The following is a 22,942-nucleotide window of genomic DNA, read 5'->3' as shown; positions in this document are numbered from 1 at the left end:
AAAGAGGGCATATCAGGGTTTCGCACGATTGAGCCCGGCGTTTTAATGACCTACTATTTCGCGATGTTTTAAACACTCGTTTTCTGGAGGGCGCCATGGCGCAGTCTGATACCGTCACGCGTATTCTGGATACGGCGGAGGTGCTGTTCGCCGAGCGTGGCTTTGCAGAGACCTCTCTGCGCAACATCACCAGCAAGGCGCGGGTGAACCTGGCGGCGGTGAACTACCACTTCGGTTCGAAAAAGGCGCTGATTCAGGCGGTGTTTGCGCGCTATCTCGACCCCTTCAGCCAACGCTTTCACGAAGCGCTGGATGAGCTGCACGCCCGCTATGGTGATGACGAGATTCCTCTGGAAGTACTGCTCGAAACCATGGCCACGACGGTGTTGACCGTGCCGGCCGAGCGCAACAGCTTGAAAGTGTTCATGCGCCTGCTGGGGCTCGCCTACAGTCAGGCTCAGGGCCACCTTCGCCGCTATATCCAGGAGCAGTACGGCGATGTCTTCACTCGCTTTGTCGAGCTCGTTCGCCGCGCCACACCCGGCCTGCCCGACGCCGAGCGCTTCTGGCGGCTGCACTTCATGCTCGGCACGGTGATCTTCACGCTCTCCGGGCTCGATGCGCTGCGCGACATCGCGGCCAAGGAGTACAACGAGCAGGTCTCGGTACGTGATCTGGTGCGCCGACTGCGCCCGGTGGTCGTTGCCGCCATGAACGCGCCGCTTCCCCCGGCGATCGAGGAGGCTCATCATGGCCACGCCCATTCTGGCTGAGCTGCCGCCAACCGAGGCGCCATGGCTTGAAATCGACCTCACCGAGCAGCGCCTTCGCGCCTGGCAGGGAACGCGGGTGGTTCACGAATGCTCGGTGTCGTCCGGTGCAAACGGGGTGGGGCAACACGAAGGCAGCGGCCAGACGCCTGGCGGCTGGCACTACGTGCGCGCCTCGATCGGCCAGGGCCTGCCGGAAAACGCGGTGTTTCGCGGGCGCCGCTTTACCGGTGAAGTTTTTAGTCCCACTTTGGGTGAACAAAATCCTGATCGTGACTGGATTTTGACGCGTATTCTTTGGCTCTGCGGGCTCGAGCCCGGGGTCAACCGTGGCGGATCCGTCGACTCCCAACGCCGCTATATCTATCTGCACGGCACTCCGCCACATGAGCCCATGGGCGTTGCGGCCTCCCACGGCTGTGTGCGCCTGAGAAATCAGGACCTGCTGTGGGTATTCGAGGTCGCCGTGCCGGGTACGCCGGTTTGGCTTCATACCTGACCCACGACCCGCCGGTTTTGTTTGAGCGCGGCGATCGACTAGAATGAGCGACCGTTTTGCTGGATAGATGCCGATGACGCAACCGCTTGGCCCGGTCATGCTCGACCTCGAAGGGCCCTTTATCACGCGCGCCGAAAAAGCGCTTCTGGCCGATACCGCCGTGGGCGGGGTGATCCTGTTTGCACGCAACGTCGAAAGCGCCGAGCAGGTCAGCGCACTGTGCCAGGACATACGCCGCATTCGACCCGATCTGCTGCTCGGTATCGACCAGGAGGGCGGTCGTGTCCAGCGCATCAAATCCGGCGTGACGCGCCTGCCCGCCATGGCGCGTATCGGCGAGCTCTACGCCGAAGACCCGGAGCAGGGCGGGCAGCTGGCAAGCGACACCGGCTGGCTGTTGGGCATGGAAATGGCCGCCTGCGGGCTCGACCTGAGCTTCGCGCCGGTGCTCGATGTGGAGAGCGGAGTGTCGAGCGTGATCGGCGATCGCAGCTTCAGCGACAACCCGGAGCACGTCGCCGCGCTCGGCGCTCGCTTCATCCACGGCCTCCACGAGGCGGGCATGGCCGCCATCGGCAAGCACTTTCCCGGCCACGGCGGCATCGAAGCCGACACCCACGTGACGCTTGCCGAAGATTCCCGCTCCCTTGCTGCGCTCAAGGCCCGGGATCTGTTGCCATTTACCCGCCTGGCCTCGCAGCTCGACGGCGTCATGCCCGCTCACGTGGTGTATTCGGCGTTCGATCCGCGCCCGGCGGGCTTCTCTCCCGCCTGGCTTGGGATGCTTAGAGAATCGCTCGGTTTCAAGGGCGCCATCTTTTCTGATGATCTCACCATGGCCGGGGCCCACGTAGCGGGCAGCCCCGTCGATCGCGCCCAGGCGGCGCTGGCCGCGGGCTGCGACATGCTTTTGGTATGCAACGACCGCGACGCCGCGCTCGAGGTGGTAGGTCACTGCCAGGCGCTTGGCAACAAGCGCATCGGCAAGTTGCGCTACGCCCGCGCGCGGCCGGATCTCAAGGCGCTGTCCGCGCTCAAGCGCTGGCGCCGCACGAATGCAAGGCTTGGCGAGCTAGTCGATTAACACACGGCGCGCCCAACTCGACACCTCTTTAGACTCTCGAAGCGCGGGCGGCTGATCGCGCTTCGTTTTTTTGCTACCGCTACCGGAGCCCATGATGGCCAAACTCGATAAAGAAGCGCTCGAATCATTGGATTCGATGCGCGAACTGATGGATAACGCCGACTGCCTGATCACCCAGGCCCAGGTCGAAGAGGCGCTGGACCGCATGGCAGAGGCCATTACCGCGGATTTGGGCGACAAGCTGCCGGTTTTTTACTGCGTGATGAACGGCGGTCTGATCACCACCGGCCACCTGCTGACGCGTCTGGGCTTTCCGCTGGAAGTGGATTACCTGCACGCCACGCGCTATCGCAACGAGCTGCGCGGCGGCGAGCTTTTCTGGCGCGTCTCGCCGGAGGTGCCGATGGCCGGGCGTCACGTGGTGATCATCGACGATATTCTCGATGAAGGCGCCACGCTCGCCGCGATTTTGAAGTATTGCGAAGAGGCCCAGGCGGCCAGCGTCACGACCGCGGTGCTGGTCGATAAAAAGCACGATCGCAAGGCCGTGCCCGGGCTCAAGGCGGACTACTGTGGCCTGGAGGTGGCGGACCGCTATGTGTTCGGCTTTGGCATGGATTACAAGGGCTACTGGCGCAACGCCCCGGGCATCTTTGCGCCCAAGGGCCTTTGAGGCGTTTTTGATCGTACTGTTTAACGGGGTGAGAAGCGCCGCGCCAGCCCCGTTTCAGCGATCATGCGCGTCGAGATCTCCTCGATCGAGAAGCGCGTGGTGTCGATAAACGGAATGCTCATCGCCCGGTAGAGCGACGCCGCCTGTTCGACCTCCTGCACGCACTGATCGATCGAGCTGTAACGGCTGTTCGGGCGGCGCTCGTTGCGAATCGCCGAGAGCCGTCGCGGGTCGATGGTCAGCCCAAAAAGCTTGTGGCGGTGCGGGGCGAGCACCCTGGGAAGCTTGAGGCTTCCGTCCTCGTCCAGATCGTCGTCGGTCAGCGGGTAATTGGCCGCACGGATGCCGAATTGCAGCGCGAGATACAGTGAGGTGGGGGTCTTGCCACAGCGTGACACGCCCACCAGGATCACGTCCGCCTGATCGTACTGGTGGGTGCGCGCGCCATCGTCGTTATCGAGCGCAAAGTGCACCGAGTGGATGCGATCCATGTAAACGTCGTCGCTGCCGATGGCGTGGGTGCGGCCCACGCTGTAAGAGGAGTGGGTCGCAAGCTCCTGCTCCAGCGGCTCGAGGAAGGTCGAAAAGACGTCGACCTTGAAGCCTTCGGCGCGACGGATCACATCGCGAATGTCCTGATCGACGATGGTGTCGATGATGATCGGGCGCTGGCCGTCGCGGTTGGCGGTGGCGTCGATGATGTCTGCCAGCGCCTGGGCCTTTTCGATCGTATCGATGTAGGGCTTGGTCAGCATCGTGATCTCGACGCCGCTGAACTGCGCCAGAAGGCTTCGTCCCAGACTCTCGGCGGTGATGCCCGTCCCGTCGGAAATGAAAAACGCCGTGCGTTTCATGTCGTTCTCCTGCCTGTGAATTCAAGCGCTATTCTTACCGCTTCATCGCGCCAGCACAACGTGTCGCAAACGCGAAGCCAAAGGCCGCTCGCAGGCGCCCGACTACAGAAAAGCCCTTCAATGCCGCTATGTTGTAAAAAACCTTCAGTGACTTGTTACTTAGACTAATGGCGAATACGAGGGGCGGGTGATAGGGTGACACGCTCGATGACAGTGACCGACATGACGGGGTTGCCCCGTCACCTGGTTCAAGGCGCGGTGAACGTTAGCCGTTGAAGACAAAAGGGGTGTTGCGTGCAAGAGTACATTGTGTGGTTCGAGCAGTTGGGCATGAACGACGTCGAGCGCGTGGGCGGCAAGAACGCCTCGCTCGGCGAGATGATCTCCAACCTGGCGGAAGCCGGTGTCACCGTTCCTGGCGGCTTTGCCACCACCGCTCACGCCTATCGCGAATTTCTCGCCCATGAAGGCTTGAACGACCGTATCAACGCGCTGCTGGCGCGTCTGGACGTCGACGACGTCAAGGCGCTTGCCGAGGCGGGTAGCACCATCCGCCAGTGGATCATCGATACGCCGTTGCCGCCGAGTTTCGAGGCCGCGCTGCGCGATGCCTACTCGGCACTTCAGGAGCGCCACCCGAATCTCAAGGCCGCGGTGCGCAGCTCCGCCACCGCGGAAGATTTGCCGGACGCCTCCTTTGCCGGCCAGCAGGAGACCTTCCTCAACATCGAAGGCTTCGATAACGTCAAACGCGCCGTGCACGAAGTGTTCGCCTCCTTGTTCAACGACCGTGCGATCTCTTACCGCGTGCACCGCGGCTACGCCCACGAAAACGTGGCGCTCTCCGCCGGCGTTCAGAAAATGGTGCGCTCGGAAACCGGCGCCTCCGGCGTCATGTTCACTCTCGATACCGAGTCCGGCTACCGTGACGCGGTGTTCGTCACCGCCTCCTGGGGGCTGGGAGAAACCGTGGTGCAGGGCGCGGTCAACCCGGACGAGTTCTACGTTCACAAGCCGACCCTTGAAGCCGGCCGCCCGGCGGTACTGCGCCGCACGCTCGGTTCCAAGTTGATCAAGATGGTTTACGGTGAAAGCGCCAGCGCCGGCAAGTCCGTGGCCACCGTCGACGTGCCGCTTTCCGATCGCGGGCGCTTTTGTATCAACGATGAGCAGGTCATGGATCTTGCCCGCCAGGCGATGATCATCGAGAAGCACTACCAGCGGCCAATGGACATCGAGTGGGCGCTGGACGGCGACGACGGCAAGCTCTACATCGTTCAGGCGCGCCCGGAAACCGTAGTTTCCCAGCAGGAGGGCGGCAAGCTCGAGCGCTTCCACCTGAAAGAGAAGGGGCGCAAGCTGATCACCGGGCGCGCCATTGGCCAGCGGATCGGCAGCGGTACGGTCAAGATCGTGATGACGCCGGACGAAATGGACAAGATCCATGACGGCGATATCCTGGTGACCGACATGACCGATCCGGATTGGGAGCCGATCATGAAGCGCGCCTCGGCGATCGTCACCAACCGCGGTGGGCGCACCTGCCACGCGGCGATCATCGCCCGCGAGCTCGGCATTCCCGCGGTCGTGGGCTGTGGCGATGCCACCACGGCGCTGCGTGAGGGTGTGGACGTTACGGTGTCCTGCTCCGAAGGCGACACCGGCAACGTCTACGAAGGACTTCTGGATTACGAGTGCAAGGTGTCGAGCGTCGACGCCATGCCGGACATCCCGTTCAAGATCATGATGAACGTCGGTAACCCGGACCGCGCCTTTGGCTTTGCCGGGCTACCCAGCGCCGGTGTGGGCCTTGCGCGCCTCGAGTTCATCATCAACCGCATGATCGGCGTTCACCCCAAGGCACTTCTGGAGTACGACCGCCAGACGCCGGATCTCAAGCAGGTGATCGACGCTCGCACCGCCGGCTACGATGACCCGGTCAGCTTCTACGTCGACAAGCTCGTCGAGGGTATCTCGACGCTGGCGGCGGCGTTCTATCCGCAGCGCGTGATCGTGCGCCTGTCGGACTTCAAGTCCAACGAGTACGAAAACCTGATCGGCGGCAAGCTTTACGAGCCCGGCGAAGAGAACCCGATGCTCGGCTTTCGCGGCGCTTCGCGCTACGTGTCCGAATCGTTTCGGCCCTGTTTCGAGCTCGAGTGCAAAGCGCTCAAGCGGGTACGCGATGAAATGGGCTTCAAGAACGTCGAGATCATGGTGCCCTTCGTGCGCACGACCGGCGAGGCGAAACAGGTCGTCGAGCTGCTCGCCGCCAACGGCCTGGAGCGCAGCGCCGGCGTGGACGGCCTGAAAGTGATCATGATGTGCGAGCTGCCGGCAAACGCCTTGCTGGCCGACGAGTTTCTGGAGTACTTCGACGGCTTCTCGATCGGCTCCAACGATTTGACCCAGCTAACGCTTGGGCTCGATCGTGACTCAGGTATCGTCGCGCACCTGTTCGACGAGCGTAACGAGGCGGTCAAAAAACTGCTCTCCATGGCGATCCAGGCGTGCAAGGCGAAAGGAAAATACGTCGGCATTTGCGGTCAGGGGCCGTCGGATCATCCGGAGCTTGCCAAGTGGCTGATGGAGCAGGGCATCGACTCGGTTTCGCTCAACCCGGACGCGGTGCTGGAAACCTGGTTCATGCTGGCCGGTGAAACCATCGCCTAAATCGATACGTTTTTTAAGCCTCGACCCGCCCGGCCATTGTGCCGGGCGGATGCGTTTTATAGGCTATCTTGTTGAGTGAGTGTCGAACCCCGTTTTTTCCGTTCAGATGTGCCGGCGTTTACGCGTTGAGACGTCAAAGGAGTGATCATGCAGTTACTACGGGCAACGCTGCCCCTGACCGGCCTGCTGCTGGTGCCGCTTTACAGTTTTGGCTTCACCTACGAAACGCCCGCGGTGACGCCGGAGGTGGGATCGGGCTATGAGGAAAAGCCGGGCTGGGCCAATGAGAAATTCGCCGTGGCCGCCGCCAACCCGCTGGCGACCGACGCGGGGTATCAAATCCTCAAGGCCGGCGGTAACGCCCTGGACGCCGCCATTGCGGTGCAGATGGTGCTGACCCTGGTCGAGCCGCAGTCCAGCGGCATCGGCGGCGGCGCCTTTTTGATGTACTACGACGGCGAAAACGTCAGCGCCTTCGATGGCCGCGAAACCGCACCGCAGGCGGTGGATGAAAACCTCTTCATGCAAGACGGCGAGCCGATGGCGTTCATGGACGCGGTGGCAAGCGGGCGCTCGGTGGGCGTGCCCGGCACGCTCAAGATGCTGGAGACCGCCCACGCCGCCCACGGCCAGCTGGACTGGGCGTCGCTGTTCGTGCCGGCGATTACGCTGGCCGAAGAGGGCTTTGAAGTGAGCCAGCGTTTGCACACGAGCCTGGCCGACGACCCGGCGCTGCGCGATGACCCGCTGGCGGCGCGCTTTTACTATGACGAGGCGGGCGAGGCGCTCGCGGTCGGCGAGACGCTGACCAACCCGGCGCTTGCCGCGGTGCTGCGCCGTATTGCCGATGAAGGCAGCCGCGCGTTTTATGAAGGCGACGTCGCCGAGGATCTGGTTGCGCGCGTGCAAAACCACCCACAGCGCCCTGGCGCGATCACGCTCGATGATCTAGGCGGTTACGAAAGCGTCAATCGCGAGGCGATCTGTACGCCCTGGCAGCAGTGGCGTGTGTGCGGCTTTCCGCCGCCGTCCTCCGGGCACCTGACGGTGATGCAGATTCTCGGCATGCTCGAAAGCCAGCCCATGGTCGAAGCGCCGCTGGACAACGGTGCGGCCAGCAGCGGCTGGCTTCACCAGTTTCTCGAGGCGTCACGGCTCGCCTTTGCCGATCGCAACCGCTATATCGCCGACCCGGACTTCGTCGAGGCGCCGGGCGGCGACTGGACCACCATGCTGGCGCCGGCTTACCTAGAAAGCCGCAGCCAGTTGATCGAAGAGTCGAGCATGGGTGAGAGCGCCGAGCCCGGGAACCCCGGCGAGTTCGAGGTGAGCTATGCAAGCCAGCCGACCCAACCCGAGTACGGCACCAGCCACATCAGTATCGTCGATGAAGAGGGCAACGCCCTGGCCATGACCACCACCATCGAGCAGGCATTCGGGTCGCGCATCATGGCCGACGGCGGCACCGAGCTTGCCGGTGGTTACATGCTCAACAACGAATTGACCGATTTTTCATTCACGCCCGAGGTCGACGGTGAGCCGGTGGCCAACCGGGTCGAGCCCGGCAAGCGCCCGCGCTCGAGCATGAGCCCGACGCTGGTGTTCGACCAGGAGAGCGGCGACTTCGTTGCAAGCCTGGGCTCCCCGGGCGGCGCCGCAATCATTTCCTACACCGCGCGAACGCTTCTGGCCATGCGCGACTGGGGCCTGAGTGCTCAGGAGGCGCTGAACCTGCCCCACGCGGTGACCCTTGGCGGCGATGTCTGGCTCGAAGAGGGGCGCTTTCCAGAGGCCACCATCGGCTCGCTCATGGAGCGTGGGCACAACGTCAGCGAGCGCGAGCTGACCAGCGGCCTTCAGGCGATTCGCCGCTTGGAAGACGGCACGCTCTTCGGCGGCGCCGACCCCCGCCGCGAAGGCGTGGTCATGGGCGAGTAGCCATGGGCGAATAGCCTTTTACAACGGGCTACTCGCGTAGCCAGTTGCGCAGCTTCACCAGCATCAGACCGCCATCGCTCAAGCGTTGGCGGTCTTTTTTGAGCGCGTTGAGCCGCTCCGGGTAGTCGGTGATGATCGCGTCGACGCCCAGGTCGATCAGCGTCGACATCCGCGCGCGGTCGTTCACCGTCCAGGCGTGAATTTCGTAGCCGTAGCGCGCGGCGAGTTCGATCTCCTGGTGGGTGATGCGGTTGTGTCTCAGCCCCAAGGCGTCGAACTGACGCCGGTCAAGGGTGCCCGGCAGGATGAGCTGAGCCAGCAGCGTTACGCGTAGCGCAGGCGCCTGCTCCTTGATGAAGCGCGCAATCGCGGGGGTCATGGTCGCCACGCGCATCTCCAAAAGCGCGTTGGGAAAGCCGCACTCACTCATGGCATTCAGCGCGCTTGGCTGGCGCGCCCAGCAGCGATAGCGAATATCCGATTCCCTATCCAGCGCCGCCAGCACCGCCTCGGCGAGGCGCTGCTGGTTTTCCGGGGCGGCTTTCATGTCGATCATCAGCCCCGCCCGACCGCGCACCGTTTCCAGCGTCTCGTCGAGCCCGGCTATGGCTTCGCCTGCGAAGGCGTCGCCGAACCAGCTGCCCACATCGAAGCCGGAGAGCTCCTCGCGGGTCAGCTCAACGAAGTCGCGTGGGTCGCCGGTCAGGCGCGTAAGGCTTCGGTCGTGGTACAAAAGCACCGCGTCGTCGGCGGTGAGGCGTACGTCGAGCTCCACGTAGTCGACGCGATCCTCGAGCGCCCGGCGCACCGCGGAAAGCGTATTCTCCGGCGCTACCATGGAGCTGCCACGATGGGCGATCACCTTGACGTTGTCGCCCAGCTCGAAGCTATTGAGAATCCACCAGGCCTGCAGTCCGGCAAATGCCAGTACTGCAAGCTCCAGCGCCCAGGTGAAGCGGCTGGAACGTTCGCCGGGTGCAGGCGACGGTTCGCCTCTGCCAAGCTGCTGGTAAAGGCAGGCCGAGAGCAGCGCGTTCAGCGCAATGCCGAGAAACGTGATGGTCAGCGTGATCAGCACAAAGCCAGTGAGGTAGGCAAGCATCGCTGGAATCAGCACCGCGCTTCGCTCCGGTAGCCACCAGAGAAGCGGGGTGACGACCAGGTCAAAAAGCCAGGTGACGAGCACCGGTAGCGCCACGATCAGCACCAGCAGCGTGAGCACCACCACGCCGATCGAGCGGCGCCAGCCTCGGGTGAGCGGCACGCTCTGTTTGAGCGCCGATAAAGGCGAGCAGCGCGTCAGGGCGACCAAAGGGAGCGCCAGCATCCAGCGAAGATAAAGCCAGGCGGCGAGGCTCATCCAGCCAAGCACCAGCGGCAGCGCGCAGGCCAGAAAGTACCAAAGCACTGGCGGGCGAATGCGCTGAAGATAGTAAAGGTCGATGCCGCCGAGCAGCGCATCATAAAGCCAGGCGAGCGCGACCATGAACGGCGCCAGCAGCAGCAGGTGTGACCCCACCTGAACGACGATCAGCCCGGCAAGCGCAGGCAGGCGTCGGGTACTTTGCCACAGCGCCTCGAAGGCGAGTTGATAGTGGTTGTTGCGCGGCCGGGTCGCCACGACCAGCATGCCGGCCTGTTGCCAGTAGATCAGCAAAAACGCGAACCAGAGCCCCACCGACAGCGTCAAAAGCCCGAGCGGGCTAAAAAGCAGCGCGGTCAGCGCCTCGGTGGTGATGACGGTGCGGTTGAGCGTGGCTAAAAGCTTTTGCGACAGCCAGCCGATGGCCGGCAGTAAAAGCGCCGAGGCCAGCAGCGTATAGAGCAGATGAAAAGCGATCAGCGGTCTCAAGTGATCCTTGAGCGTTCGGTAAAGGGCACGGCCCAGCGGTTTCAGCGGCTGCATGGCAAACACGTTCGAAGTGATGGAGCGCGCGGCGCCGGCGCCGCGCCCGATGGTCGATCAGTGCGCATTCTCTAGTCGAGAGCGAGCTCGGTGTCGGACACCAGGATGCCGTTGTTATCGGCGTAGAGCCACTGACCCGGTGTCAGCGTCACACCGCCGAAGGTGACGGGAATGTCGCGTTGTCCCTCGCCGTTTTTCTCGCTTTTGCGCGGGTGGCTTCCCAGCGCCATCACCCCAAGGGGAAGCGTCGCCAGAATATCCACGTCGCGCACGCAGCCAAACATGACCACCCCTGCCCAGCCGTTCTCCGCCGCCTTGAGTGCGAGCATGTCGCCAAGCATCGCGCAGCGATAGGAGCCGCCGGCATCGACCACCAGCACCGCGCCGTTGCCAGGCTCGGCTACCGCCTCCTTGACCCGCGAGTTGTCCTCGAAACACTTGATCGTGCGCACGGGGCCGAAAAAGGCGTCGAGACCGCCCAGGTTCACGAACAGCGGGTCGAGCACGGCCACGTCCGGGTGAGCGTCGCATAAATCCGGGGTCACAAGGCCTGAGGGAGAGGCGGGCAGGGTCATCATGGGGCAGCACTCCTTGGCAAAAACGAAACGGGTGAAAGCGAGCGATAAAAAACGCCCCGCCCTCAAAAGAGGAGCGGGGCGTTCGGTCATCGGCTCAGAGAGGAAAACGGATAACCCCTCTGCGATGGTGCGAGCATCGGCGATGGGTCGGTTACCACAAAGCGGTTAGGCTTCCTGAGCAACCGGAATCACGTTCGAGGCAATCTTTTGATACTCCTCGATTTCGTGGAAATTCATGTAACGATAGATCTCGCCGGCCATGGCGTCAAATTCACCCATGTAACGCTGGTACTCTTCAACGCTTGGCAGGCGGCCTTCGACGGCGGCAACCGCCGCCAGTTCCGCCGAGGCAAGGTACACGTTGGCACCATCGCCCAAACGGTTCGGGAAGTTACGTGTAGACGTAGACACCACGGTGCTTTTCGCTTCGACGCGGGCCTGGTTACCCATACACAGTGAACATCCCGGCATTTCCATCCGCGCCCCGGCGCGGCCGTAGATACCGTAGTACCCTTCTTCGGTCAGCTGATGCTGATCCATCTTGGTCGGCGGTGCCAGCCACAAACGTGTCTTGAGGCTGCCCGCCGGCTGTTTCTCGAGCAGTTTACCCGCCGCGCGGAAGTGCCCGATATTGGTCATGCACGAGCCGATGAAGACTTCGTCGATCTTCTCGCCGGCAACGTCGGACAGAAGCCGCGCATCGTCCGGGTCGTTCGGCGCACACAGCACCGGCTCCTTGATTTCGTCGAGATCGATTTCGATGATCTCGGCGTACTCGGCGTCCTTGTCCGCGCGCATCAGGCTCGGATTGGCAAGCCAGGCTTCCATCCCTTCGATGCGCCGGCTAATGGTACGCTCATCACCGTAGCCGTTGGCGATCATCCACTTCAAAAGCGTGATGTTCGACTTCAGGTATTCGGTCACGCTCTCGTCAGACAGCGTAATGGTGCAGCCCGCTGCACTACGCTCGGCGGAGGCATCGGAAAGCTCAAAGGCCTGCTCGACGGTCAAATCCTCGAGACCTTCGATTTCGAGAATGCGGCCGGAGAAGGCGTTCTTCTTGCCGGACTTGGCCACGGTCAGAAGCCCCTGCTTGATGCCGTAAAGCGGAATCGCGTGGACCAGATCGCGAAGCGTAACGCCAGGCTGGCGCTTACCCTTGAAGCGCACCAGTACCGACTCCGGCATGTCCAGCGGCATGACGCCGGTGGCGGCGGCAAAGGCGACCAGACCAGAACCCGCGGGGAAGGAGATGCCCATCGGGAAGCGGGTGTGCGAGTCACCGCCGGTGCCGACGGTGTCCGGCAGCAGCATACGGTTGAGCCAGCTGTGGATGATGCCATCACCCGGGCGAAGCGAGACGCCGCCGCGGTTCATGATAAAGTCGGGCAGGGTGTGGTGGGTATCCACGTCTACGGGCTTGGGGTAGGCCGCGGTGTGGCAAAACGACTGCATCACCAGATCCGCCTGGAAGCCCAGGCACGCCAGATCCTTGAGCTCGTCGCGGGTCATCGGGCCGGTGGTGTCTTGCGAGCCAACGGTGGTCATCTTCGGCTCGCAGTACATGCCCGGGCGCACGCCGGGAAGATCGCAGGCCTTGCCGACCATCTTCTGGGCCAGCGTAAAGCCCTTGCCGGTATCCTTGGGCTGCTCGGAGAGGCGGAATACGTCCGAGGCGGGAAGGCCGAGGGACTCGCGCGCCTTGCCGGTCAGGCCACGGCCGATGATCAGCGGAATACGGCCACCGGCGCGTACTTCATCCAGAATCAGCTGGGTCTTGAGTTCGAACGTGGTGAGGACCTCATCGGTGCCGTGCTTGCACACCTTGCCCTCGTAAGGGTAGATATCGATGACATCGCCCATCTCGAGCTTGTCGACATCCATTTCGACGGGAAGCGCCCCGGAGTCTTCCATGGTGTTGAAGAAGATCGGCGCGATCTTGCCGCCAAAGCAGAAGCCGCCGGCGCGCTTGTTGGGCACGTACGGCATGTCGTCACCGAAGAACCACAGCACCGAGTTGGTCGCGGACTTGCGTGAGGAGCCGGTTCCTACGACGTCGCCAACGTAGGCGACCGGGTAGCCTTTTTCCTTGATCTCGTTGATCTGATCGAGCGGGCCGAGCGAGCCGGGCACTTCGGGCTTGATGCCTTCGCGCTCGTTTTTGAGCATGGCGTTGGCGTGCAGCGGAATATCCGGGCGCGACCAGGCGTCAGGCGCCGGGGACAGATCATCTGTGTTGGTTTCGCCGGGCACCTTGAACACGGTCAGGGTGATCTTTTCCTCGAGCGCAGGCTTGGAGAGGAACCACTCCGCCTCGGCCCAGGAGGCGATGACGTCTTTCGCCACGGCGTTGCCGTTTTTGGCGCGCTCTTCCACGTCGTGGAAGGCATCGAACATCAAAATAGTGTGCTTGAGCTGCTCGCCGGCTTCCCTGGAAAGCTCCTCATTATCGAGAAGCTCGACCAGGGAGACGATGTTGTAGCCGCCCTGCATGGTGCCCAGAAGCTTGACCGCGTGCGTCTTGTCGACCAGCGGTGACTCGGTTTCACCCTTGGCAACGGCGGTCAGAAAGCCCGCCTTGACGTAGGCGGCTTCGTCGACGCCCGGCGGAATACGGTTGGTGAGCAGATCTAAAACGAACTCCTCTTCGCCAGCCGGCGGGTTTTTCAAAAGCTCGATCAAGGCCGCGGTCTGTTCGGCGTTCAGGGGCTTGGGTGGTACGCCCTCGGCGGCGCGTTCCTCGACATGTTGGCGATAAGCTTCAAGCACGTTGGGGCCCTCTCGTTTTCTTGATGGTACCCGGCCAGCCCGCGCGTTTCGGGCATGCCTGGGCACGTGATAGTCGCTTGAAAGGCAGCGTCTGGTGGATGGCGGCGATTCTACGTGAAACTGTCGACAATGTTAAGCGAGCAGCCCCACTGACCTTTTGTGCGGTCTCCCCAGCGTGACAAACGCCCGTTTAAACAGGCTTTTCTTGATCAGTCGAGCTATCAATGTTCGCCGCGCACACGCGTATCACGTTAAAAGCCGTTTGCAATCACACCGCTATAGACCATTTAATAATGAGAGCGTTAAAGGCGCGGGCGGCTGTCAACGGTTAAGACTCCGCCAAAGCGCTACGCCGGGCGCAAACCGTGGCCAAAGTTGAGTTAAATACGTGCTATGGTTTTGCCGTCAACGTTTGAAAAATGACGATGACCCGAAGACACGGACGCCGCGCCAGGGCGTTGTACCGTATTTCATTAGCAAAGGCGCTTGGTAACCGTATATGTCGATAGAGTTAGCCGAATTGAAGTCGCAGGATCACGCGCTTGGCGCCGAAGACCTGCTGCCGGAAAGCCTCAGCGCTTTTCTGGCATGTAAAACGCCGGATGCGTGGCTTGGCTGGGCGCTGGCCAACCCGCAAACGCTGCTGATCGATCACGCTCAGTGCGAAAAGAAAGCTGCCTCCACGGCGATGCATCTTCTATATCGCCATGTCGACCAGCCACTGCTGCTTTCCAAAATGTCGCAGCTCGCCCGCGAGGAGCTTCTGCATTTCGAGCAGGTGGTCGGGCTGATGGAGCGTCGCGGCGTTACCTATACCCACCTGAGCGCGTCGCGCTACGCCGAAGGGCTCAGACAGCACCTGCGCGCCAACGAGCCGGAGCGGCTGATCGATATCCTGATCATTGGTGCCTTGATCGAGGCGCGCAGCTGCGAGCGCTTCGCGCGGCTGATTCCCTACCTCGATGAAGAGCTCGCCCGGTTCTATCGCACGCTGGTCAAGTCGGAAGGGCGCCACTTCGAGGATTACCTGCTGCTGGCGCGGCAGCAAACGGCAGAGCCGATCGATGATCGCATCGCTTTTTTCGTGGCGCGTGAAGCCGAGCTGATCACCTCAACCGATACAGCATTTCGTTTTCATAGCGGTGTGCCGGCTTAAGTCGAGCCCCGTCCAGACAGGATGAGTCTCATGCGCGATGCCAAGCAGATCGACAAGCTGACCCTTTTTGGCCATTTCTCCCTGTCGCTGGGAGAGGACGTACTGACCCATTTCAGCTACGACAAAGTCAAGGCGCTGCTGATTTATTTGTGTTTGCATCGCCAGCCCGTCAACCGCGCCGCGCTCGCCGAGCTGCTTTGGCCGGATCAGGGGCTCTCCTCCGGGCGCACCAACCTGCGCCACGCCCTTCACTGTCTGCGCCAGTCGCTTGGCGACAACGCCGACACGGTGCTCAACGTGTCGCGTCAGACCATCGCCTTCAACCTGCCGGCGCACTGGCAGGTCGATCTGCACGAGCTGCAAACGCTGCTCGAAGGCCCGGCGGATCTCGATAGGCTCGAGGCGGTGATGGCCTGTTACCAGGGCGATCTGGTCGAAGAGCTGTCGCTTGCCAACTGCAGCGAGTTTCAGCGCTGGCTGGTACAGACGCGCAACGAGTGGCGCCAGCGGGTGATCCGCTTCGCCGAACAGGTGCTCGAGACGCAAAGCGACGTGCCGGACGCGGTGATCGAGGAGCTGGTCAGCAGCTTCTCGGGTTACGGTCCGTTTCACGAACGGCTGGTACGCCAGCTCGCCGAAAACAATCACATGGCCGCGGCCCACGAGCAGTATCAAAGTTATCTGCAGCTGTTGGCGCTCTCGGGACAGCAGCCCGAACCTGGCTTTCTACAGCTGGCAAGCTATTGGTCTGACGGCCAGGTCGAGACGCAGATCGTCAGCCCCCAGGGCGCCTACTCGAGGGCGCTGGCCGCCGACAGCAAGCCGCTGCGCGAGGACGAAATCGAGCTACGTCAGCTCTCGGTCATGGCCATTCGCCTGACGCTCAAGGGCGACTGGCAGGAGCGCGGCGCCATGCGCCACTGCCTGACGCTCCAGCTCGAGCTTTTGCGCTGGCTGGAGCAGCAGTGCCATCACCTGGGCGGCTTTTGGCTCCCCGGGGCGACCGGCGGGGTAGGGCTTGCCTGCTTCGGCACCCACGGCCCGGCCCACCAGCTCGCCGAGCTGGTAGCGCTTTACGAGCACTGCCGCCAGGCGCTGCCCCAGGAGATCACGCGGCGCTGGAGTATCGAGCAGCAGGCGCCGAGTTTCGAGCTCGCCGCAGGGCTCAACAGCGGCCGGGTCGTCTATCTGCCCGAGCGCCAGCTCGCCGACCCCCTGGGCCAGGTGACCCAGCTTTCGCTGTCGCTGATGAGCGCCGCCGAAGGCAGTGAGCTGGTGATTTCGCAAGAGGCGAGCCAGCACATGCCGCCGGCGCTCGACTTGCAGCCCAGACTTTCGTCGCGGCTGGTGGCCAGTGATGGCCGCGTGCGCCTGCGCGCTTTGGTGTTGGGGCAAAACGAAGGTGGGCGCGATGCCACGCCGCCGAGTCTCATCGGCCGCGAAACCGCGTTGAGAGCGCTGCGCGACGGCCAGGCGCGGGCGAGCATCGGGCTGCGCCAGAGCATTCTGGTGCGCGGCGGCACGGGCATGGGCAAGTCCGCGCTGATGGTCGGTTTTCGCCAATTGGAGCTCAGTCGCGACGCGGCGGTGTGCTGGCTGCCCACCACGCGCCTTTCGGTACTGGAGCCCTACGGCGTCGCCCGCCAGCTGCTTGCCTGGCACTGCCAAAAAGCGTGTGATCTGGAAACGCTCCACGCGCTGCAGCAAACGCTCGAGATCACGCCCCTCGACGAGGCGCGCCAGGAGCTTTTGGAGCAGGCCCTGGGCGCGCGGGAAGTCGAGGATAGTGCCCAGCTCACCCAAAACGGCGACGCCGTGGAGCTGGTCGCAAGGCTTCTACATCGGCTGATCGAGCGCGAGGCGCAAAGCCGCACGCTGCTTCTGATGATCGACGATTTGCAGTGGCTCGACGAACCCTCTTTCAAGGTGCTAACCGGGCTGCAGGCCAGGCTTCCCATCAACACCGCCTTCATGCTGGTGGCCAGCCACCACGGCCGCGAGCCGCTGCCGGTCAAGCTGCACTGGGACCAGCAGATATCGCTTGGCAAACTCGACGCTGGCCAGTCCGGGCGGCTTTTGACCCAGCTTGCCAAACGCTACCAGATCCACCTGAGCCCAAGGCTCAAGAATCAGATCGTCGAGCGCTGCGATGGCGTACCGCTCTATCTACAGGAGATCTGCCGGCGGCTGGACATGGATCGTCGAGAAGGTCGCAGCGTGCAGTTCAACGAGCTGCCCAAGGGCCTTTTGGGCCTTCTGACCAGCCGGGTCGACCAGCTCGAGCGCGACCGCGACATTGCTCACGTGGCGGCGGTGCTCGGCCGGCGTTTTCGCTTCGACATGCTGCTCGCCGCCAGTCAGACCGACAAGAGCCGACTGTTGAAGGCGCTGGAGCATATGCGCCAGCTCGAAATCATCGATGCCTTCGAGCAGCCCGGCATTGAGAGCGAGTATCAGTTCAGCCATCAGCTGCTGCACGAAGCGGCGTACCTCTCCTGCCCGAAGGACGTGCGCAGCGCGCTTCATCAGCAGGTCGTCACGCTGATCGAAGAGCGCTTTCCGATGTGGATCAGCCGTCACCCCGGCGACTTTGCCAATCACCTGCGCCGCAGTGGCCACCAAACCCGCGCCGCGCGCTACTTCGAACTCGCTGCCCGTGAGGCGCTCAAGGTCAGCGCCAACCGCACCGCGCTCAAGATGGCAGATTTCGGTCTGGGCTGTCTGGGGGAGGCGGCGGATCACCTCGAGCGTGAAGTGAGTCTTCTCACCGTCAAGGGCCAGGCTGCTTTCGCCCTTGAAGGCCACGGCTCGCCGACCGCTCACGAGTGTTTCGTCAGCGCCCGGGAGCTTTTGCGCGATGCGGGAGGCGACCCGCTCGAGGACCCGGAGGATCTCGAGCAGATCTTTCTGGTCAAGTGGGGGCTTTGGTTGAGCCGCAGCCAGCGCTATGCCCACGCCGACGCCTTTGCGCTTGCCGCGACGCTTTCCAATATCGCCAAGCGGCTGGAGGATCCGCGCTATGGCCGGCTCGCCGACTACGCCGGCGCCCAGTGCGAGTACTGGGCTGGACGTATCGCTCAGGCGTTCGACCACTTCAACGAGCTCGACCCGCTCAATGCGCCGATGATGATCGAGTGGCTGCCGTTCTCGGAGCACCCCCAGGTGAGCGCGGCCTGCTTTCAAGGCTGGACGCTGTGCCTTCGCGGCGATTACCAGCGTGCCGAGCGCCATATCGCCGCGGCGATTCGTCTGGCCGAGAAAATTGGCCACCCCGGTACGCTTGCCATCGCCCTGATGTTCGCCACCGCGCTCTATCGTCAGCTCGGTCACGTTCACCTGGCGGCGCGCCACGCCGAGCGCGCCGCGGCGATGACCGCGACACCGGATCTACAGCTATGGCAAATCTCCGCTCAGGGCGTGCTTGGCTGGCAGCAGGCGCTCAGCGGTGACCCGGCGGGGCTATCAAGGCTCAAGGAGAGTCTCGATCAGATGGCGGAGCTCAATGGGCGTGACCGCTTTCAGCGTCCGGTGCTTTGGTACGCCGACGCCTGTATCGAGCTTGGGGAGCTCTCTACCGCTGAGGAGTATCTGGATCAGTGCCTGACCATCGCCCGTGAACGCAGCAGCCTGTTTTTACCGGAGATCGCCACCCAGCTTGCCAAAGTGCGTCATCTGCAGGGTTACTCGAAAAGCGAGGTGACCGCGCTGACCGAGCTTGCCATCGACCACGCTCGCGAGCAGGGCAATCGCCACCACGAGCTCGCCGCGCTCGAGTTCTGGCTGACCCATATTGCCCCAGAGGATCGAAAGACGCGTGAGCTCTTCCGTGAAAAGCTTTCAAGCGTCAGCCACAGCGATGCGCCGGTGCTGGTGCGCTGGATCAACCTGTTGGAACGGCGCCTGCCGCAGCCCGCCGGGATGGAGGGCTAAAACGCCGGTTCCAGGTGAGTCGGTCGAGGCGAGTCAGGTACTCGCCTCGAGCCAGGCGAGCGTGGCTAGCGCTTGGTCGCGGCGCTCCCCGCACACGTCGTGATCGAACACGAACCGCGCGCAAACCGCTGGCCGGCGCGGATCGCCAAATAGCCGGCACAGGTTGTCGTCATCGAGCTGGACGCAGCGAACGCCGGCAGGCTTGCCGCCGGGCATGCCCGGAATGGCGGAGCTGATCGATGGCGCAATACAGCACGCCCCGCAGCCGGCGCGACAGCCGCCGTTGGGGGCGGCGGGCTTCTCTCTGGCAATCAGCGCCGCCATGCTCACACCCCCTCGCTCTCGCCGGTGGCGCCCTTGTTGAAGCCCTCGAACGCGTGTACCCGCGTCGGCGTGCCCGTCTCGCTTGCGATCTCTTTGGCGAGCCAGCGGGCGATGTTCTCGACGGTGGTTGGGTAGGGCAACACCGCGCAGCGCTCCACCGGCAGGGTGAGGGCGAACGCGCCTTCGCCGGCCATGTAGCGACACGTCAGCCGTGTTTCGCCTTGCGTATCGATATCGGCGCGCTCGAGCAGGTAGCGCTGGTCGAGCCAGCTTGCCCAGCGACGCTCGATCGCCGGCTGGCGCTCGCCGTGCTGATAAATCTCGAGGCGCGAGCGGTGACCGTGGGCGATACGCTGGCAGTTGCCGTCGTGACGCTTCAGCCCGTGGCTGTAGCCATAGGCCGCGCCGTCGATGACCTCGTCAAAAAACGTAAGCGTCACCCGTTCGACGTTCTCCGGGCAGGTCCGGGTCAGCGTTTGGCTGATCGAGTCGGCGAGTGCGGCGCGCTCGATGGTGGCCGCCTCGATCAACGTAAAGGCCTGGAGTGGGCCGCGCACCTCAAATGCGTAGGGCGCGGTGGCACGCACGCAAAGACCTTCGTCGCAGGCTTCGACACTCACGCCCGGCGCCTGCACTGGTACCAGTAGCGTGTGGTCGACCCCGGCGTCGAGCGTCTTCTTGATGAAGGGTTTGACGCGACCGAAATCGAACAGCATACCGTCCTCGCCAAGCTCGCCTTCCAGGCTGGCATCCACCCGCCAGCTCACGCCGGTCAGGCCGTTTTGCGGGCACCAGACCGAGACATCGATATGACTGAGTTCTTTAACGAAAAGGGCCATTAGGCGAATCCTGCGATCTTGTGCGTCTGAAGCGACAGCCGCCAGCGTGGATGGGCCATGCAGTAGGCGGTGGTGGCACGGACACGGGCTTGGTTGTCCGCGGTCGTGCCCTGGTCCATCGGCTGAAGGAAGAAGTGGGTAAAGTCGAGCGCCTCGAAGCGTTTTGGGGTGGCCTCAGGCTGCGGGTAGACGAGCTTCAACTCGTCGCCGGCCAGTACCTTGAGCGTCGTGGCTCCCTTGGGGCTGACGCAGAGCCAGTCGATGCCCGGGGGCACGCGGACAGTCCCGTTGGTTTCCACTCCGATCTCGAAGCCTTTCGCCTTGATGGCCTCGATCAGTGCGGTGTCGAGCTGCAAAAGCGGCTCGCCGCCGGTAAACACCACGTAGGGCACGGCGCCGCTGGCGGCCTCGGGCCATAGCGCCTTGAGATGCTCGGCCAGTGCTGCGGCATCATGAAAACGCCCGCCGCCTTCGCCGTCCACGCCGATGAAGTCGGTATCACAGAAGGTGCACGCGGCGGTCTCGCGGTCCACCTCGCGACCGGACCACAGATTGCAGCCAGTAAAACGACAAAATACGCTGGCCCGCCCCGCCTGGGCACCTTCGCCCTGCAGGGTGTAGAACGCTTCCTTAACGTGATACATCGTTCGCCTCCGAATCATTGGTCGAGGCGTACTCGAGCGGGTCGGTCACCCCGTTTTCGGCAAAGGCGGCCAGGCGCTCGCGGCAGCTACCGCAGCGCCCGCAGGCGAGTTCGCGGCCCTCGTAGCAGGTCCAGGTGTCGCGGTAGTCGAGCCCCATAGCCAGGCCCTCGCGCAGAATCTCGGCCTTGGTGGCGGCAAGATAGGGCGCGTGCACCTCGATGGGTTCGAAGTTGGCGATCGCGGCGGCGTGGCGCATCGCCTCGACAAACGCCGGGCGACAGTCCGGGTAGAGCACGTGATCGCCGCCGTGGGCGCCGTAGTCGACGCGCCCGGCGCCGATGTTCACCGCCTTGGCGATGGCCAGCGACAGTAGGATCATGTTGCGATTGGGCACCACCGTCGCCTGCAGATTCTCTTCGGCGTAGTCGGCATCGGGCATGGCTGCGGCGTCGTTGGTCAGCGCGGAGTTGTCGATCAGCCCGTGAATGGCGCGAATGTCCACCACCTGATGAGGAATCTCGAGCGTTTCACACACCTTTTTGGCGGTGTCGAGCTCGCGGCGGTGGCGCTGGCCGTAGTCGAAGGAGAGCGCGTGTACGCCAAGACCTTCTTTCAAGGCGCGATGAAGAACGGTAAAGGAGTCCATGCCGCCGGAGTAGATCACCACGGTGGCGGGGGAGTGTGTACAGGAAGGGGATGACATGCTAATACTCGCTGGCCGGAGAATTTATTGAGCCTTGACGGCAAGAGTCCGGGGTCCGGTCCGGAACGCAGCGCAGTTTACGCACTCACGGCGCGCTTGGCTAGCGCCCACGCCCGGGCTACCCTACGCCAGAGCGTTGGCACGTTCGCGCCTTGAGCGCGGCGCCCCGCACGTTCATTCAGCTTTTCGAGACGCACTCATGGCGACCATAGAACATAGCGAAATCGTCCACGCTCCGCCCGAACAGGTATTCGAACTGCTCCGGCGCGTCGAGGATTTCGCCGACTACTCCGATATGATCCACTCGATCGACACGCTCGGGGACAACCGCTACCGCTGGCACGTTCGCGCCGTCGGCATGGACTGGGCCTTCGATGTCGAGGTCACCGAGATAGACGCCCCCCACACGCTTGCCTGGGAGTCGCTTGATGGGGTGAAAAACCAGGGGCGCTACCGGCTAGAGCCGGTCGGGGAGGGCACGCGCGTCTCGCTCACCCTGACCTATGACATTCGCAACCGTTTGATGGAAAAAGCCGTCAACAAGGCCGCCAAACCCATGGTCGGCAAGGTGAGCCGGCAGATCCTCGACCGGGTCGAAGCAAGGCTTAATGGCTAGACACGGGTATTTCTGCTGGCGCTGGGTGGCGCTGTTCGCCCTGCTGGCAATGCTTGGTTACGTCTGGCTCTGGTACTCGCCGAATTTGTCGGCTCTCAAGCGTTGGGCCGCCGACACGTCCCATCACCCGGCCATCATCGCAAGCGTCATGCTGATCATGGCGGCCACACTTGCCATCGGGCTTCCCGGCAGTATCGGGCTTTGGCTGATCGCGCCGTTCTATCCGCCGCTGGCCGCGACCCTGATGCTCACCTTGAGCAGCGTCGCCGGCGCCTGGGTCGCTTACCTTCTGGCTGCGCGGTTTCGCGCGCGGATAACCCCCAGCGGGCTTACTGCGCGCGTGATGCAAACGCTCGAGCGGCGAAGCGATATGCTGACGCAGTGCGCGCTCAGGATTTTACCGGGTTTTCCCCATTCGGTGATCAACTACGCCGCCGGGCTTGGCGGGCTCGCACTCAAACCCTATCTCGCCGCGGCGGCGCTGGGACTCTCGATCAAGTGGGGGGTGTACAGTAGCGCGATTTATAAGACGCTCGAAGCGATCGAGCAGGAGAACGCGCTGCAGTTCGACATGCTGTTGCCGCTTCTGGCGCTGACGCTGTTGTTACTGGCCGGGGCGTGGTATCGGCGCCGCGTGGACGCGGCGCGCGAAAGGCACTAAAAAAAAGGGGGGAATGTCAGTGCGGCTGGTGCATGGCGGCGTCAAGATGGCCCACGACCTCGGCCCAGTCCGCATCGTCGGCAATCGCTTCGCGCAAAAACGCCGCCTGAGCGTCGTTCCAGCAGCTTGCTTCGGCAATCGGCGTGGACGCCGGAAGCGGCCCCTGTTTCTCGATGAACGCTTCGATGGAGGCCTTGTCCGAGGCAAGCCCCAGCTGCTCGAAGAGATCGCTGAATTCGTGTACGGGTTGATCCATCATTTTCTTCCTTTCCTTGGGTTGTCATCGACAAGGCTGAGCCTTGCCTTAAAAAAATAGTTCGAATAT

Annotated in this window: 19 protein-coding genes; 10 read left to right on the top strand and 9 right to left on the bottom strand. The window is 63.1% G+C overall.

What is annotated here, in order from left to right; translation table 11 throughout:
- Window positions 1–95 precede the first annotated feature (95 nt).
- The 4 genes from RN346_RS09410 to RN346_RS09395 all read left to right on the top strand — a co-directional run bounded on the left by RN346_RS09410 (window position 96) and on the right by RN346_RS09395 (window position 3,026).
- Window positions 96–773, top strand: a complete 678-nt coding sequence (locus RN346_RS09410) for a TetR/AcrR family transcriptional regulator (RefSeq protein WP_263587055.1) — start codon at window positions 96–98, stop codon at window positions 771–773.
- On the top strand, window positions 751–1,269 hold the full coding sequence (locus RN346_RS09405) for a L,D-transpeptidase (RefSeq protein WP_311960967.1): 519 nt from the start codon (window positions 751–753) through the stop codon (window positions 1,267–1,269). The genes RN346_RS09410 and RN346_RS09405 overlap by 23 nt, the downstream gene beginning before the upstream one ends.
- 73 nt (window positions 1,270–1,342) lie before the next feature.
- On the top strand, window positions 1,343–2,353 hold the full coding sequence (gene nagZ, locus RN346_RS09400; RefSeq protein ID WP_311957993.1) for a beta-N-acetylhexosaminidase: 1,011 nt from the start codon (window positions 1,343–1,345) through the stop codon (window positions 2,351–2,353).
- Between the two features lie 94 nt (window positions 2,354–2,447).
- Entirely contained in the window at window positions 2,448–3,026 is a 579-nt protein-coding gene (locus RN346_RS09395; protein ID WP_263587058.1) for a hypoxanthine-guanine phosphoribosyltransferase, read from the top strand.
- A 20-nt stretch (window positions 3,027–3,046) separates the two neighbouring features.
- Here RN346_RS09395 and RN346_RS09390 read toward each other — a convergent pair whose 3' ends face one another.
- Window positions 3,047–3,880, bottom strand: a complete 834-nt coding sequence (locus RN346_RS09390) for a pyruvate, water dikinase regulatory protein (protein WP_263587059.1) — start codon at window positions 3,878–3,880, stop codon at window positions 3,047–3,049.
- Window positions 3,881–4,174: 294 nt separating this feature from the next.
- On the opposite strand from RN346_RS09390, the gene ppsA reads away from it, so the two are divergent.
- Both ppsA and ggt read left to right on the top strand, forming a co-directional pair.
- On the top strand, window positions 4,175–6,553 hold the full coding sequence (gene ppsA / locus RN346_RS09385; protein ID WP_311957992.1) for a phosphoenolpyruvate synthase: 2,379 nt from the start codon (window positions 4,175–4,177) through the stop codon (window positions 6,551–6,553).
- A 147-nt stretch (window positions 6,554–6,700) separates the two neighbouring features.
- Entirely contained in the window at window positions 6,701–8,491 is a 1,791-nt protein-coding gene (ggt, locus tag RN346_RS09380; RefSeq protein ID WP_263587061.1) for a gamma-glutamyltransferase, read from the top strand.
- Between the two features lie 28 nt (window positions 8,492–8,519).
- On the opposite strand, the gene RN346_RS09375 is transcribed toward ggt, so the two are convergent.
- From RN346_RS09375 to acnB, 3 genes are all read right to left on the bottom strand, one after another.
- Complete coding sequence (locus RN346_RS09375) at window positions 8,520–10,397, bottom strand: glycerophosphodiester phosphodiesterase family protein (protein WP_311960966.1); 1,878 nt, start codon at window positions 10,395–10,397, stop codon at window positions 8,520–8,522.
- Window positions 10,398–10,468: 71 nt separating this feature from the next.
- Window positions 10,469–10,975 carry a ribonuclease E activity regulator RraA gene (gene rraA, locus RN346_RS09370; protein ID WP_409335761.1) on the bottom strand — a complete coding sequence of 169 codons (507 nt, stop codon included), beginning with the start codon at window positions 10,973–10,975 and terminating at the stop codon, window positions 10,469–10,471.
- A 165-nt stretch (window positions 10,976–11,140) separates the two neighbouring features.
- Window positions 11,141–13,744 (bottom strand): bifunctional aconitate hydratase 2/2-methylisocitrate dehydratase, encoded by a 2,604-nt coding sequence (acnB, locus tag RN346_RS09365; protein ID WP_311960965.1) that lies wholly within the window; start codon window positions 13,742–13,744, stop codon window positions 11,141–11,143.
- Between the two features lie 499 nt (window positions 13,745–14,243).
- Here acnB and RN346_RS09360 point away from each other — a divergent pair, with 499 nt between their 5' ends.
- Together RN346_RS09360 and RN346_RS09355 are read left to right on the top strand one after the other, a co-directional pair.
- Window positions 14,244–14,900, top strand: coding sequence for a tRNA-(ms[2]io[6]A)-hydroxylase (locus RN346_RS09360; RefSeq protein ID WP_263587065.1), 657 nt, complete (start codon window positions 14,244–14,246; stop codon window positions 14,898–14,900).
- Window positions 14,901–14,930: 30 nt separating this feature from the next.
- On the top strand, window positions 14,931–18,830 hold the full coding sequence (locus RN346_RS09355) for an AAA family ATPase (RefSeq protein ID WP_311957988.1): 3,900 nt from the start codon (window positions 14,931–14,933) through the stop codon (window positions 18,828–18,830).
- Window positions 18,831–18,863: 33 nt separating this feature from the next.
- On the opposite strand, the gene RN346_RS09350 is transcribed toward RN346_RS09355, so the two are convergent.
- Genes RN346_RS09350 through queC form a run of 4 tightly spaced genes read right to left on the bottom strand, consistent with a single transcriptional unit; the run spans window position 18,864 to window position 21,340 of the window.
- Window positions 18,864–19,154 carry a YkgJ family cysteine cluster protein gene (locus tag RN346_RS09350; RefSeq protein ID WP_263587067.1) on the bottom strand — a complete coding sequence of 97 codons (291 nt, stop codon included), beginning with the start codon at window positions 19,152–19,154 and terminating at the stop codon, window positions 18,864–18,866.
- A 2-nt stretch (window positions 19,155–19,156) separates the two neighbouring features.
- Entirely contained in the window at window positions 19,157–19,993 is an 837-nt protein-coding gene (locus RN346_RS09345; protein WP_311960964.1) for a 6-carboxytetrahydropterin synthase, read from the bottom strand.
- Complete coding sequence (gene queE / locus RN346_RS09340; protein ID WP_311960963.1) at window positions 19,993–20,637, bottom strand: 7-carboxy-7-deazaguanine synthase; 645 nt, start codon at window positions 20,635–20,637, stop codon at window positions 19,993–19,995. The genes RN346_RS09345 and queE overlap by 1 nt, the downstream gene beginning before the upstream one ends.
- A complete protein-coding gene (gene queC / locus RN346_RS09335) occupies window positions 20,624–21,340 on the bottom strand; it encodes a 7-cyano-7-deazaguanine synthase QueC (RefSeq protein ID WP_311960962.1) in 717 nt (238 codons plus the stop codon). The genes queE and queC overlap by 14 nt, the downstream gene beginning before the upstream one ends.
- 199 nt (window positions 21,341–21,539) lie before the next feature.
- Here queC and RN346_RS09330 point away from each other — a divergent pair, with 199 nt between their 5' ends.
- On the top strand, window positions 21,540–21,956 hold the full coding sequence (locus tag RN346_RS09330; protein ID WP_311957984.1) for an SRPBCC family protein: 417 nt from the start codon (window positions 21,540–21,542) through the stop codon (window positions 21,954–21,956).
- Window positions 21,949–22,617, top strand: coding sequence for a TVP38/TMEM64 family protein (locus RN346_RS09325; RefSeq protein ID WP_263587072.1), 669 nt, complete (start codon window positions 21,949–21,951; stop codon window positions 22,615–22,617). The genes RN346_RS09330 and RN346_RS09325 overlap by 8 nt, the downstream gene beginning before the upstream one ends.
- A gap of 16 nt (window positions 22,618–22,633) precedes the next feature.
- Here the strand turns inward: RN346_RS09325 and RN346_RS09320 are convergent, their stop codons facing one another.
- A complete protein-coding gene (locus RN346_RS09320) occupies window positions 22,634–22,873 on the bottom strand; it encodes a DUF2789 domain-containing protein (RefSeq protein ID WP_263587073.1) in 240 nt (79 codons plus the stop codon).
- Window positions 22,874–22,942 lie beyond the last annotated feature (69 nt).

The sequence above is a fragment of the Halomonas sp. PAMB 3232 genome (assembly GCF_031954225.1).
Classification (GTDB): domain Bacteria; phylum Pseudomonadota; class Gammaproteobacteria; order Pseudomonadales; family Halomonadaceae; genus Vreelandella.
The sequence above is the reverse complement of the archived record's forward strand: the minus strand, read 5'-3'. Positions and strand labels throughout refer to the sequence as shown.

Excerpts from the sequence above, each read along its gene's own strand:
- RN346_RS09350 (WP_263587067.1), bottom strand. The coding sequence starts at position 19,154 with ATGGCGGCGCTGATTGCCAGAGAGAAGCCCGCCGCCCCCAACGGCGGC.
- RN346_RS09360 (WP_263587065.1), top strand. The coding sequence starts at position 14,244 with ATGTCGATAGAGTTAGCCGAATTGAAGTCGCAGGATCACGCGCTTGGC.
- nagZ (WP_311957993.1), top strand. The coding sequence starts at position 1,343 with ATGACGCAACCGCTTGGCCCGGTCATGCTCGACCTCGAAGGGCCCTTT.
- RN346_RS09375 (WP_311960966.1), bottom strand. The coding sequence starts at position 10,397 with ATGCAGCCGCTGAAACCGCTGGGCCGTGCCCTTTACCGAACGCTCAAG.
- rraA (WP_409335761.1), bottom strand. The coding sequence starts at position 10,975 with ATGATGACCCTGCCCGCCTCTCCCTCAGGCCTTGTGACCCCGGATTTA.
- RN346_RS09355 (WP_311957988.1), top strand. The coding sequence starts at position 14,931 with ATGCGCGATGCCAAGCAGATCGACAAGCTGACCCTTTTTGGCCATTTC.
- ggt (WP_263587061.1), top strand. The coding sequence starts at position 6,701 with ATGCAGTTACTACGGGCAACGCTGCCCCTGACCGGCCTGCTGCTGGTG.
- RN346_RS09320 (WP_263587073.1), bottom strand. The coding sequence starts at position 22,873 with ATGGATCAACCCGTACACGAATTCAGCGATCTCTTCGAGCAGCTGGGG.
- RN346_RS09390 (WP_263587059.1), bottom strand. The coding sequence starts at position 3,880 with ATGAAACGCACGGCGTTTTTCATTTCCGACGGGACGGGCATCACCGCC.
- queC (WP_311960962.1), bottom strand. The coding sequence starts at position 21,340 with ATGTCATCCCCTTCCTGTACACACTCCCCCGCCACCGTGGTGATCTAC.
- RN346_RS09345 (WP_311960964.1), bottom strand. The coding sequence starts at position 19,993 with ATGGCCCTTTTCGTTAAAGAACTCAGTCATATCGATGTCTCGGTCTGG.
- RN346_RS09410 (WP_263587055.1), top strand. The coding sequence starts at position 96 with ATGGCGCAGTCTGATACCGTCACGCGTATTCTGGATACGGCGGAGGTG.
- queE (WP_311960963.1), bottom strand. The coding sequence starts at position 20,637 with ATGTATCACGTTAAGGAAGCGTTCTACACCCTGCAGGGCGAAGGTGCC.
- RN346_RS09325 (WP_263587072.1), top strand. The coding sequence starts at position 21,949 with ATGGCTAGACACGGGTATTTCTGCTGGCGCTGGGTGGCGCTGTTCGCC.
- RN346_RS09330 (WP_311957984.1), top strand. The coding sequence starts at position 21,540 with ATGGCGACCATAGAACATAGCGAAATCGTCCACGCTCCGCCCGAACAG.
- RN346_RS09395 (WP_263587058.1), top strand. The coding sequence starts at position 2,448 with ATGGCCAAACTCGATAAAGAAGCGCTCGAATCATTGGATTCGATGCGC.
- RN346_RS09405 (WP_311960967.1), top strand. The coding sequence starts at position 751 with ATGGCCACGCCCATTCTGGCTGAGCTGCCGCCAACCGAGGCGCCATGG.